At 62.0% G+C, this 12266-nt stretch carries 9 protein-coding genes and 1 riboswitch; all 9 genes read right to left on the minus strand.

Annotated features, from left to right (window positions below; genetic code table 11):
- Positions 1 to 123 precede the first annotated feature (123 nt).
- The 9 genes from mtaB to tmpT all read right to left on the minus strand — a co-directional run bounded on the left by mtaB (position 124) and on the right by tmpT (position 12195).
- Positions 124 to 1425, minus strand: a complete 1302-nt coding sequence (mtaB, locus tag VLY20_02540; GenBank protein HUK55514.1) for a tRNA (N(6)-L-threonylcarbamoyladenosine(37)-C(2))-methylthiotransferase MtaB — start codon at positions 1423 to 1425, stop codon at positions 124 to 126.
- Positions 1422 to 2744, minus strand: a complete 1323-nt coding sequence (miaB, locus tag VLY20_02545; GenBank protein HUK55515.1) for a tRNA (N6-isopentenyl adenosine(37)-C2)-methylthiotransferase MiaB — start codon at positions 2742 to 2744, stop codon at positions 1422 to 1424. The genes mtaB and miaB overlap by 4 nt, the downstream gene beginning before the upstream one ends.
- Before the next feature lie 58 nt (positions 2745 to 2802).
- The gene (locus VLY20_02550; protein ID HUK55516.1) at positions 2803 to 3165 is read right to left on the minus strand and encodes a VOC family protein; all 363 of its coding nucleotides are present in this window, start codon (positions 3163 to 3165) and stop codon (positions 2803 to 2805) included.
- Positions 3166 to 3247: 82 nt separating this feature from the next.
- Positions 3248 to 4354 carry a DNA topoisomerase IV subunit A gene (locus tag VLY20_02555; protein HUK55517.1) on the minus strand — a complete coding sequence of 369 codons (1107 nt, stop codon included), beginning with the start codon at positions 4352 to 4354 and terminating at the stop codon, positions 3248 to 3250.
- 1 nt (position 4355) lies between these two features.
- On the minus strand, positions 4356 to 6242 hold the full coding sequence (locus VLY20_02560; GenBank protein HUK55518.1) for a DNA topoisomerase VI subunit B: 1887 nt from the start codon (positions 6240 to 6242) through the stop codon (positions 4356 to 4358).
- Positions 6243 to 6783: 541 nt separating this feature from the next.
- Entirely contained in the window at positions 6784 to 9117 is a 2334-nt protein-coding gene (locus VLY20_02565) for a 6-phosphofructokinase (protein HUK55519.1), read from the minus strand.
- A gap of 154 nt (positions 9118 to 9271) precedes the next feature.
- A complete protein-coding gene (locus VLY20_02570) occupies positions 9272 to 10033 on the minus strand; it encodes an exodeoxyribonuclease III (protein ID HUK55520.1) in 762 nt (253 codons plus the stop codon).
- Between the two features lie 85 nt (positions 10034 to 10118).
- Entirely contained in the window at positions 10119 to 10511 is a 393-nt protein-coding gene (locus VLY20_02575) for an AtzH-like domain-containing protein (protein HUK55521.1), read from the minus strand.
- Positions 10512 to 11335: 824 nt separating this feature from the next.
- Positions 11336 to 11435: riboswitch (cyclic di-GMP riboswitch) on the minus strand.
- A gap of 118 nt (positions 11436 to 11553) precedes the next feature.
- Positions 11554 to 12195, minus strand: a complete 642-nt coding sequence (gene tmpT / locus VLY20_02580) for a thiopurine S-methyltransferase (GenBank protein ID HUK55522.1) — start codon at positions 12193 to 12195, stop codon at positions 11554 to 11556.
- Positions 12196 to 12266: the final 71 nt, after the last annotated feature.

A 12266-nucleotide genomic window follows, 5' to 3' on the forward strand; every position in this document is an offset into this window, starting at 1 on the left:
AAAGTCGTCAGGAATTTCCGTCAACCCCTTCGGCAAACCTGAAGTCCGCTCTTGAGGAGAATAGAGTTTATACCATACGAATTTAATTCTGTCAACAAATTTCTTGTAAATTGTTCGGATTTTTTAGGACAGGCAGGCCGTGACCCGATCTCCGTCGACGGAACGGATCCGGACCGGCCGGATCCGGTTCATGAATTCGTCCGGCCCGGGAAGAAGGACCTTGATGTAGTTGTCGGTGATGCCCTTCAGCAGACCCGTTTCGGGATCGCGTTCCTTCTCGATCAAGGCCGGCAGTTCCCGACCGACCCGGGCGTCGAAAAACCGCCGGCTCTTTTCCATCGAGAGACGACGAAGCCCGTCCGCTCTCCGGCTCTTTTCCGGCTCCGGGACCCGGTCCCGCAGGCCGGCCGCGGCGGTCCCGGGCCGCGCGGAAAAAGGGAAGACGTGGAAGTAGCTCATCGGCAGTTCGTCGAGCAGCGCATAGGTGTTCCGGTACTCGGCCTCCCCTTCGCCGGGGAAACCGACCATCACGTCCGCCCCGATGCCCGCGTCCGGAAATCGCTCGGCCAGGGACCGGATCAGCCGTCGGTAATACGTTCCGGAATAATGCCGGTTCATCTTTTTCAGAATCCGGTCGTCACCGCTTTGAAGCGGAATATGGAAATGCCGGCAGATCCGCGGCGAGGATTCGATGATCTCGACCAATTCGGGAGTGACCGTCTTCGGCTCGAGGGAGCTGAGACGGATCCTTTCGATCCGCGTGCGGTTAAGGAGCAAGCGGAGCAGCCCGGCCAGACTTTGTTTCGGTGAAAAATCCCGGCCAAAGGTGCCGAGATTGACGCCGGTCAGGACCAGCTCCCGACACCCCTCCTCGACCAGGACCGCCGTCTGCTCGACGACGTTCTCCGGCGGAAGGCTTGCGCCCGGACCGCGGGCCCGGGGGATGAGGCAAAAGGAGCACCGGTAATCGCAGCCGTCCTGGATTTTCAGGAAGAACCTTGTGTGGCCCGTGAAACTCCGAAGAACGGGCTGGACCAACGGGCCGGACGAAATGATCCCGCCGACGTTCACGACGGGATCGTCGGACCGGTCGCACCCGCCGAGATAGACCGCCAGGTCCTCCCTCTCCCGGCGCCCCAGGACAAGGTCGATGCCCCGGATCCGTGCGAGCTCCTCCGGGTGGGTCTGCGCGTAACAGCCGGTCATGATGATCCGGGACGACGGATTCCGGCGCCGGACCTGACGGACGAGCCGGCGCGCTTCCCGATCGGCGTTCGCCGTCACCGAACAGGTGTTGATCACGTAGACGTCCGCGGACCGCCCGAAGGGAACGATTTGATGGTCGGCCCGCCGCGTTTGGTCCTCCATGATCGCGGTGTCGAACTGGTTGACCTTGCATCCCAGAGTGTGAAAGGCGATCTTCATGGCGGCGAGGGCCGTATCCCCTCCAGACAGGTGGGACCGGCTGAGGCGATGCGCAGATTCACGAGGCGGCCGATCTCCTCGTCGGCGCCGCAAAAATGGACCAGCTTGTTCGAGCGGGTCCGGCCGGTGTGCCTGTCGCGGTCCCTCTTGCTCCGGCCCTCGACGAGAACTTCCTGGACGGTGCCGATCAGGGCCTGGTTCTTTTTCCGGGCCAGGCTCTTCTCCAGCATCGAGAGGCGTTGGAAGCGGGCCTCCTGGACCTCGGGGGGAACCGGGTCCCCGAATTCCGCGGCCGGCGTGTTCGGACGCCGCGAGTAGTTGAAGTAGAAGACGTTGTCGTACTCGAACTCCGCCACGGCATCGAGGGTCCGGTCGAAATCCTCCCCGGTCTCCCCGGGGAAGCCGACGATGATGTCGGTCGAGAGCGCCGTTCCCGGAATCCGTTCGCGGAGGCGGGCCACGATCCGCCGGTAGTCGTTCAAGGTATACCCGCGGCCCATCCGCTCCAGCACGGCGTCCGAGCCGGACTGCAGCGGCAGGTGCAGGTATTCGCAGACCTTGGTCAGCCCGGCCATCGTCTCGATCAGCTTGGGGGTCATGTCGCAGGGATGTGGCGATTCGAAACGGATCCGCACGATTCCGTCCACCGCATCGAGCCTCGCCAGGAGATCGGCGAAGTCCACCCCTTCATCCAAATTCTTCCCGTACGAATTGACGGTCTGCCCTAAAAGAGTGATTTCCTTATAGCCGGCCTCGGCCAGATGGGTCGTCTCCTGCACGATCTCGGCGCTCGGTCGGCTCCGCTCCCTCCCGCGGGTCGTCGGAACGACGCAAAAGGCGCAGCGGCGGTCGCAGCCCTCCATGATCGAGACCCAGGCCCGAACGCGGTCCTTGCGGTCCGCCGGCGTCGTCCGGGGCGGTCCGGGCGGCTCCTCGACCATCACGACCGGCCGCGACCTGAGCGTGATCGTCTCGATCATCCGCGGGACATTGGCGATGTTGGACGAGCCGAAGACGAGATCGAGCCCCTTGAAGCGTTTTAAAACGCCCGCGCCCTCCTGCTGGGCCACGCAGCCGGCCATGCCCAGGATCAGACCGGGTTTGTCGCGCTTGAGCTGCGCGAAGCGGCCCAGATCGCTGTAGCCCTTCTGCTCCGATTTTTCCCGGATGCTGCAGGTGTTCACGATGATCATATCGGCCTCTTCGGGTTTTTCGGTCAAGCGGTAGCCCTCGTTCCGGAGCAGCCCCCCGATCCGCTCCGAGTCGTGAACGTTCATCTGGCATCCGAAGGTCTTGATGTAAAGTCGCTTCGCGGTCATGGCGGGGAATACTTTATCCCACCGGCCGACGGCCTGTCAATGGAAGGGCCGGCCGACTTCATGACGAATGGAGCGCGACGCGGTTGCCTTCGCTGTCCTCGACGACGGCCCGGAACCCGTACGGCCCGATCGGCCGCTTCGGCTGGACCAGCTTGCCCCCGTTCGGCTTGACCGCTCTCACGGCCTCGTCCAGCCGGCCCTGGACGTTGAGGTAGATCCGGGGCCCGTTCGCCGAGGGCCGGTTGTCGTCGCTGAGATAGAGACAGGCGCCGATCTCGCCCTCCCCGGACGGAAGCCGTCCGATCGATCCGACCGGAAATTTCTCTTCCCTCACCGGCGCGCCGAGCACCGCGGAATAAAACCGGATCGCGCGGGCCAGGTCCGTCACCGGGATATCACACCAAACGATCTGATGCGCCATGATTTCACCTCCGCGTTTTCCTCTTTCAACATTCCGGAATACCCTCCCCGCCCCGAAGACGGGGCGGCGCCGGACGCGGCCCCTAGTCGAGCCAGTCCCGTTCCTTGAGCTTCCGGGGCAGATACTTCTTCGTGAGAAATTGAAAATCCTTGTTCGCGAGCGCGTCCAGTTCATACTTGAGGCCGCTCGCAAGCATCCGCTTGACCTCCTTTTGCCACGCCTCTTTCTGGAACCACGGATAGGCGAGGAGCTCCTTGGCACGGTCGATGTCCTTCTCGTTGAGCTTGATCCCGACGTTGCGCGGCAGGCCGTAGCGGTCGGGGTCCGCGCTGGACAATCCGATGAACTTGGCCTTCGGGATCGCCATGCGGTTGCTCTCGAACGCGAGGTTGATCGAGCCCTGCTTGACGACCGAGTAGATGTAGTAGCCCCAGGGGTCGTTGTCGACCATCACGTAGACCGGCAGCCGCCTCTCCTCGTGCAGCCGCCGGGCCAGGCGCCGCACCCCGCGGGGCGGCTGGCCGTTGCCGGTCAAGAGCACGCAGTTGTAGCGTCGCCAGAACTTGTCCTCCGACAGGCGGTTCCACTGCGTCCCTTTTTCAACCAGCAGCACGAAATCCGCCGTGCATCGCTTGATCTCGAGATATTCGGGCTCGACGATCGAGGGCACGGAGTAGCCGCCCTTCCCCAGCCGGGCGCAGTCGACCCGGTCGCCGTCGTCGCCGAAAACGACCGGCCCCACGACGCTGCCGGCGTTTTCGGCGCGCACGTGCAGCTCCTCGCGGAGGGCCTCCAGCGACACCTCCAGATCCTCGATCAGCGGGTCCGATTCGTTCTGGGTGTCGAAGGTGTTCTCGTTCGAATCCCGGATCGTGTGCTTGGTCCGGTAATAGATCTCCCGGAGCGAGGTGGTGAGGTTCGCGCGCTGCAGCTCCGAGAGCGCGTCGGCCACCAGCACCGTCTGCATGAATTTCTTCGCCATGCCGACGTTGAAGAACGAGCGGGCCTGCTTCCTCCGGCCCATCTCGATCATCCCCTTGCGGGGATTGAAGTTCACGTTCGACAGGGACCGGATGGGGATCGACAGCGTCGGGTCCTGGCGCCTCCCGGCGGCCGCGATCACCGCGTCGGCGATCCCGATCAGTTTCCTTGCAACCGCGTTGTTTCGGCTCCGCGTGGTCTTGGCCATGTTAGCTTCCTTTGCGCGCACGGCGCGTCCTTGTTTTCTTGGGTTTCTTTTTTTGCGGCTTTTCGGAGGACTTTTCGGGGGACGGCCCGGCCCCGTCGCCGGCCGCCCCGCCCGTCGGATATCCGGGCGCCCCGCCGTCGCCGTCGGCTTGCAAGGGCACCTCTCCCTCGACGCCCTCCGGCGTCACGATGATCGAGTGGGGCAGCCCTTCCGGCCCGCGGCCCGTCTTGCCCAGCGCAAGGTCGGTCTGCTCGCCTCCCGTCCGCTTCATCGCGATCTTCTGCAGCTGGTCCTTGAGACGGTCGACCCGGAGTTTTCCCCCCTTGAGACGGCCGCAGGCCTCCGCGACCTCTTCGATATACAGCTCGAATATATTCCGACGGCGGAATTCGCTCTTGGCCCGCTCCCGCCTCCGTAGAAAGACCCCCAGCCGCCGGCCGCATTCCTGAAGGGCCAGGCGGATCTCCTTCCGGATCTCGTCGTAGTCGGCGATCGCCTCCTTCGATTCGCTGGTAAAGGGCACCCAGACCGAGGCCATGTGGACGAAGATCACCATCGGCCCGGCCGGCAGCGCGCCCTTCGACTGGGCGACGCCGTAGTTGCGCCAGTGGGTGTCGAGGACGGCTTTGAAGGTCGCGCAGGCCGACTGCTGGTAGAGCAACGGGACGCGGTTGGCGTAGCGGATGACGCGGGCCAGCTCCTCATCCCCGTCGCGCTCCTCCCCTTCGGCCAGCGGGGCTTCCGCCGCCTCGGTTTTCTTCGCAGCCTCCTCCGGGCCCCGGCCGTAGGCCAGGCCGGCCTCGATCACGAAGGGGTTCCCCCGGTATACCGCCGGGGGACGGCTGACGGCGGTGTAAAACTCGCCCTTGATCTGCTTGTAGAGCCCGGTCAGGATCGCCTTCTCGCCGATGGGCGAAAGGCAGTTGCTCGGCGGCGCCATGATCTTGGTCGACTGCAGCGCCTTGTACAGCGTCTCGGCCCGCTCCCCGCGCAGGTCCCGCGGGCGCGTGTGCGGGGGAACCTTTGCGCGCTTGCAGATCTCCTCGGCCAGGTTCGATGAAACCCGGCTGAAATCGCCCGACAGAAACCCGGAGAGCCAATGGCTCCTGGTGTCCTGGAGCATTTTGAGGAACATGCCGAATTCAATGCCGTAGGGATGCGGCTTGATCTCGCGGGGCGGCGGGGGAAGCTCATGGTAGGTCCGGGGATAGTCCTTCGTCTCGCCCTCCGGCGTGTGATAGACCAGCCGGACGTGCGGGTTGGCGATCGAAGTCAGCTCGAGGTATTCGTCCACCGAGGCGCGCCCCTTCTGGTAGCGCCCCTCGATCTCGAGCGTCACCTGCGTGCCCCGGTGCGGCTCCCACTCGACCTGTTTTTTCTCCAAAATGCGCGGTTCGTTCTTCTTCGTGTCGATCTGCACTTCGAAATAATGTGCCGGCTTCTTCGGTCCCGTACGCGAGATGATCCGGACGGGCTTTCCGGTCGTCAGCTGGCCGTACATCCCGGCGGCGGAGATGCCGATGCCCTGCTGTCCGCGACTCATCCGGAGCCGGTGGAACTTGGAGCCGTACAGGAGCTTCGCAAAGATCGGCGGAATCTGCTCGCGGACGATCCCGGGGCCGTAGTCGACCACCGTGATCCGGAAGCGCTCGGCCTGGCTCGGCGCGGGCGTCTTCCCATCGACGGGGACCGCCTCCAGGGTGACGGAGACCTCCGGCAGGATGCCGGCCTCCTCGGAGGCGTCGAGCGCGTTGTCCACCGCTTCTTTCACGCAGGTGAGGAGCGACTTCCTGGGACTGTCGAAGCCCAGCAGATGGCGGTTCTTGGTGAAGAACTCCGAAACGGAGATTTCCCGCTGGCGGGCCCCCATCTCGGCCGCGGAGACCATCGGGGCGGCTTTCGAGGGTTTAACGGCCGGCGGGGACGCGGCCTTGGGAGGGGGTGCGTCCGGTTTCGTTATCGGCTTCGGTTCTGGTTTCGATTTAGATCTGCGCGTGGCCAGCGGAGCCCTCCGGTCGGGATGATCAATCCCAATCTACTGTGAAGTCCGCGGCCTGTCAAGACTATTTGCAACGGAGCCCCCGCGCGCGAAAAGAAAACCTATCGTTGGAATTTACACGGGCGTAATGGTTTCTTAAGAAAAATTTCATAACCCGGGGCTACTTTTTATAAGACATAGAACAAACCGCAAAGGGAGGAAAACCATGATTTTACTTGTCTTAGGTATCGCGGCGGGATTCGGGACCATTGCCGTGGTGGCCTTCAGTCTTTTGAGTCTGGTTCATGATGGCGTTCAAAAGCACGATGAAGCTTAACCCTCCACGGCTCCGCCCTCCGGTCCCCGTCGCCCCACGCGGCGACGGCGTCGAAATTTCTTAAGGCCCGATCCGGCCCGGCCCGCGCCAAGTCGAAAAAACAGGACGCTTCGGTCAGGAGGCCTCCGGAATGGGCAGATCGCTCCCGTGCATCCGCGCGAAGAGTTCCCAGTCGAAGGGCTTGGGTGTGAGCGCGTGCAGCGGAATCGGCTCGACGACGCCCGACCCGCTCCAGGCCAGAAAAGAGCCCACGACCGTGTCGGGCCGTTCCACGAGGCGGCGGATCGCCTCATAGGCCAGGTGCTGCGCGAGCGCCTTATCCTCCGGCGCCGGCGGCGCCCCGCGCAGGGTATGCCCCAGAATCGTCGCCTTCGTCGCCGCGGAAAGCGGATACGACCCCGGCTGAATCGGAGGCTGCGGCCACCGGGCGATGGTGCGGGCGACGTACTCGCTCAATCCGTGCACGCCGCCGCCGGGGTGGTGGCGGTGCGGCGTCTTTTCGGCGACGATGAAGAGGTGGCTTTTGTTCGGAACCCCCAGGCTTCGTTTCAACGTTCCCAAAATGACCTGGTCGATGTAGCCGTCCGGGTCCGGATGCTCGTTGACCAGGACGCCCTCGGCGCGGGACTGATAGGCGCAGGCCAGCGCGAGGTGGCCGGAACCGGCTCCCATCACCTCGACGAAAAAGATGCTCCCCATCGCCGCGCTGGTCGCCTTGAGCGACTCCAGCGATTGATTCGCCAGCCCGACGGCGGAATGAAACCCGAGCGCGGTGGTGCCGTTGATGTTGTTGTCGATCGAGCCGGGCAGTCCGACGACCTGCGCCCCGAACCCTTCGAACAGCGCCCGCGCCCCGCGCAGACTTCCGTCGCCCCCCAGCACAATCAAGGCCCCGTCGTTCAGATAAGGCTCCAGGTGCCGCCGCGCGATCTCCTGGACCCGCTCCTCCTTGAACTCTTCGAAGCGGCTGCTGCCGATCGGGCTGCTGGCGGTGCCGGCCATCCCGCGGGTCTCCCGCTCCGTAACCTGCTCGATCCAGTTGTTGGCCAATCCGAGAAAACCATGCCGGGCAAAGTAGACCCGCAGCCCGAAGCGCTCGCCGGTCACGCTGATCTCCTTGAGCGCCGCGCCGGCGCCGGCGAAATCGCCCCCCGAGACGAGCGCCACGATCTGTTTAATCTGCCGGGGGCGCAGGGTGACGCGGCCCGTCCGTTCCCGCTCGACGCCGGCCCAGGCCTCCCGCGCCGTCCGCTCCCGGGCGGAGAGTCCCACCGCCGTCGAGTAACCGGAAAACTGCCCGTTCTCGTACGAAAGGAGGACGACGTTGTCCTGCCCTTCCTTATATTCGCCGAACTCCGCGAAGGCCTCGTGGAAGGGCCTCGGATCAAGATAGATGATCAGGGCCCGGAGGGTCGAGCTGTGGGTATAAAGGCAGGCCACTCCGCCCTGCTCCGATTGTGCGATTCGATGGAAGCCGTCCGCCACATCGACGTAGAGATCGTAAAAGGAGTGGCCCCCCGGATAACCATAGAGCGGATGCTTGATCAGCCGTTTCGCCGAGGCCCCGTCCACGCCGAAGCGCCGCTCGGCTTCCTCCGCTTCCCTACGCTTTTCCACGCCGGTCGCCCAGCCGAAGTCCTGGGACTCCAGGGTCGCATCGACCGCGGCCGAAGCCCCGGCCGGGCCGTCCCGGCGGAGGGCCGACGCCACCCGTTCAAACAGCTGCCGGGTGTTGGGGCTGCGGCTCACGCGATGCGAGAAATTCCGGGGATCGAGGTAATTGGGCACCTTAAGAAAATCGAGCTGGTGCCCGACGATGCCGAGCATCCTGGCCAGCGCCGACCCGACCGCCTCTGCCTTGGGGACGCCCCGCTCCGGATCGAGCGCGTTGGCCAGCCGCCGTCCGACGCGATAGGCGCCGCTTTCCACACGCGAGACGCCGTGGCGCAGTGTGAAGAGCAGGGTCCGGCCGCTCAAGTCCCGGGGGAGCAGCCAAAAGCGATCGTCGCCCAGATCGAGGACGATGCGGCCTTCAATCAGCTGCGGGGTCAGATGCGCCCGGGGAACGATCGCCACGGGGCGCCGTTGGATTGGTTTTTGGACATGCCCGATCGGGGCGCGGAGCAAGGGCGTCAGCCCTCCCTCGGCGAGCGTCCGGTTCCAGGCCGCGTAAAAAACCAGCTCATCCCCTCCGCAGGCTTCCTGGATGAGCAGCGCCCGCGCGGCGCGATAAGCCTCGGCGTCGGGAAAGCCGCTCTGGGCCCGGCTCACGAATTGCCGGATCGCGTCCGCGGCGGCCCGGACCCGGGGCGCGCGGTCTGCGACGGGGAGAATCTCAGGCGGCGGCTCGGCCCCATCGACGCGCGGGCACAGAGCCATCGCTTCCCCGTAGGCCAGGAGCCCTTCGATCGTGACGAACTCCAGTCCCTTTTCTCCGGCACCCTGCATGGCCGACACGCTCCTTCCGGGCCCTCAAGCGGCCCGTTTCATTCTAACACGCACCCGTGCCGAATTTCGCGAAAGGATCCGGGGGACGGTCTCCCGCGATGGGGCCCTAAAGGCCGACCCACCCGCGCGCATGACGGAGGGGGGCCGTACCCGATCATTTCAAATCCAATAAAACCGGACAATGGTCCGAACCCATGACCTCATCTAAAATGTCGACATTCTTGATGCGCCCGGCCAGGCTCGGCGACACCAGCACGTAATCGATCCTCCATCCGACGTTTCTTTTGCGGGCGCCGGCCCGCATACTCCACCAGCTGTATTTAATTTCATCCGGTTTCTTGTGTCGGAAGCTGTCGATGAAACGGGCCCGTGCGATGTTATTCATCCCGTCGATTTCTTCCTGCATGTAGCCCGCGTTCTTATTATAGTTTTCTCTCGGTCTAGCCAAATCGATTTCCTTATGAGCCACGTTGAAGTCGCCGCAGACGATGAGCGGCTTCTTCTTTTCCAAAACCTTTAAGTACGACAGAAAGTCGGCGTCCCACCGTTGGCGGTATTGAAGCCGTTTTAATTCACTGCCGGAGTTGGGCGTGTAGACGTTCAGAAGAAAATAATCCTCAAACTCGAGAGTGATCACGCGGCCTTCCCGGCCGTGCTCTTCCCGATCGATGTCCTTGCGCACGGAAAGGGGAACCATCCTGGCCAGAACGGCGGTTCCCGAATACCCCTTTTTCACCGCCGAATTGGTGTAAATGTGATAGCCATGGATGCCCGACAAGGCATCGAGGACCTGTTCGTCCTGGGCCTTGGTTTCCTGAAGGCAGAACATATCCGCCCCCATGGCCTCGAGGGAAGCCGGAAAATCCTTTTTCATGGCCGCGCGAATGCCGTTGACATTCCAGGAAACAATACGCATTTTCTTTTATTGCTCCACTGATCCATTGCTCCATTCTCAAGCCCCCCGCGCGCGTGGGCGGACCGGAGGGGCGCCGCTTCCCGATCTAGCGCCCCCTGGAATGGTGCATATGAACCACCTTCCATCCGTTTTTGTAACGGCAGAGGACGCAGCTCCAGCGGGTCTCAAAACTTCCGGCCTTGCTTCCGCCGATCTCCTTGTACCGCAGGTCGTAGGCCGCCCAGGCCGTATCCCCGTTCACCTTGATCGTGCTCGCCAGCTCCTCCGACTCGATCGCGCTCGTCTCGCGGAACTGCTCCTCGAAGGAGGCCTTGATCGCGGGCCAGCCCACCTGCTTGTCTCCCGCCTGCGAGCCGTAGAAGACCAGGTCGGGCTCGTGCGCCACCGCCGCTTCCAGCGCCTTGATGTCCCGCTTCTGAACCGCGTCCCGGAATTTTTCGATCACCGCCCTCACATCCTTCACCGCCTGCGTATCCATGTCGCACCTCCCCGATTGATGAATGCCTTTTACCTTACTGCTCTACTGCTCCATTGATCCAATGCTCCATTCCCAAGCCCCTCCCGCGCTTGAAGGCGGAGGGGAGACGGAAATCAAGTCAATATGACTTCGCCGGTGGTCATGGTCGTTTGCCGTTTGGCCGAAACAAATTCCGCTTGTCGGGCCTTCCTCATACATCCTCCTAATAATTAGGCGGTGTGATTTCTAAAACGAGAACCGTAACGGTATCGCGTTCCACGGCATAGACGACTCTGTAGGGCAAACTTACCCGTAATGAATGCTGTAATAATATATTACTTTTAATAAGTCAAGGGGCGCGGGAATTCGGATCGGAGGATCCGCGATGACAGGAGAAAATGGGACGCCGCGCGCGGGGCCGGGGGGAGTGAAACTAAAATTTTAAGACCTGACCGTCTTCCTTTGGATTTGCCGGTATAATCGCGGTGGCTTACAATCCACTTGGCGTCAAAGTCGACTGCGCCGGAGAGACGGCCCTAGGCCAACTATCGGGATAAAAAAAGAGGGTAGCCACTTGGCTACCCTCCGGAATATCAAGGGGCTACTGCCCCCGCGTGCCTTACTTTGGGCTCGCCGGACTATCCGCGGCCATGGACAGGGCAAAATAGATGACCCATACCACGAGACCCGTGATTGCGGCAAACGCAAGGGCCGTATTGCCCAAGTCGTGTGGAATCATTGTGACCTCCTTCTCTCAGCAGGGTTCAACGTTGCTTCGTCAGGAGGCTCCGATGAAAAAACCCTGCGCCACTTACGTGGTTCGCAGGGTTCCACTTGAAAGCCTCTTCGGCAGCGGTCCAACCATTCCCTTCTTACCATCATTATGCGGGAGTAGGTTGACGGCTTTGCGCCCCACCCTTTCGGAGTGGGTTGCCCTTTCGGCGGCCTTCTGACCTATTGTTCTGCTTGAATAGGACTATACCATAAAACAGTGTCCGCTGTCTATCAATAAGAAAAAAGGAGTCGGGTCCTGATTTCAGCGCCCAACGAGGACACTGTGACCCTAATTCTTTTTTTGTAGCAGCCATACATTCTCTTTAGCCGCGCATTTTCCCTTCAATCCACCCGGGACATCCGTGCCTGCCAGGAGTTTTAAATCATAACGATCTCTATAGCGCTTTTTTACTTCCTCGTTACTGACTGAAAAAGGAGGGCCATCCATCATGCTTTGGTCGTACTCATAGCTAATGAGCAACTGCCGTGCCGTATCGGTCATCTCCGTTAAGTGCGCCGTGTATCGACCGCGCATGGCTTCGGGCAGTGCGACTAAAGCGGCCCGGTCATAAATGGCATCAACCGGGCCGAGCATCCGGCGTGACAAATTAAACATGTCGCCAACAAATATGTCGATATTTTCAGCGCTGTGATGATCGGCATCACCCACCCCTGATATTTTGGGTTCCACCCCAAGCTCCGCAAATAATTGCTCAACGGCTATTTTGCTCAACTCAGCACCCGCGACACGATAGCCATTGGAAAGCAGCCAGGAAATATCAAGAGTCTTACCGCACAAGGGTAAAAATACGCGACGGCCTTTCGCCAGGGAAAGCTCTTTGAAATATTTGACCAGGAGTGGGTTGGCTTCACTTGCGTGGAAAGAAATTTCATTATTTAGCCACCTTTGGTGCCAAAAACTTGGATCCATCATAACTCCTTTCGAGCGCTATCCCGTCCTAACAAAGAAGCCAACAGTCAGGCATGGCGTCACCGGAACTA

Source organism: Nitrospiria bacterium, from assembly GCA_035517655.1.
Lineage (GTDB): Bacteria > Nitrospirota > Nitrospiria > JACQBZ01 > JACQBZ01 > JACQBZ01.

Bases quoted from the DNA above. Each gene is read 5' to 3' on its own strand.
- mtaB (HUK55514.1), bottom strand. From the start codon at position 1,425: ATGAAGATCGCCTTTCACACTCTGGGATGCAAGGTCAACCAGTTCGAC.
- miaB (HUK55515.1), bottom strand. From the start codon at position 2,744: ATGACCGCGAAGCGACTTTACATCAAGACCTTCGGATGCCAGATGAAC.
- VLY20_02560 (HUK55518.1), bottom strand. From the start codon at position 6,242: ATGGTCTCCGCGGCCGAGATGGGGGCCCGCCAGCGGGAAATCTCCGTT.
- VLY20_02570 (HUK55520.1), bottom strand. From the start codon at position 10,033: ATGCGTATTGTTTCCTGGAATGTCAACGGCATTCGCGCGGCCATGAAA.
- VLY20_02550 (HUK55516.1), bottom strand. From the start codon at position 3,165: ATGGCGCATCAGATCGTTTGGTGTGATATCCCGGTGACGGACCTGGCC.
- tmpT (HUK55522.1), bottom strand. From the start codon at position 12,195: ATGGATCCAAGTTTTTGGCACCAAAGGTGGCTAAATAATGAAATTTCT.
- VLY20_02555 (HUK55517.1), bottom strand. From the start codon at position 4,354: ATGGCCAAGACCACGCGGAGCCGAAACAACGCGGTTGCAAGGAAACTG.
- VLY20_02565 (HUK55519.1), bottom strand. From the start codon at position 9,117: ATGCAGGGTGCCGGAGAAAAGGGACTGGAGTTCGTCACGATCGAAGGG.
- VLY20_02575 (HUK55521.1), bottom strand. From the start codon at position 10,511: ATGGATACGCAGGCGGTGAAGGATGTGAGGGCGGTGATCGAAAAATTC.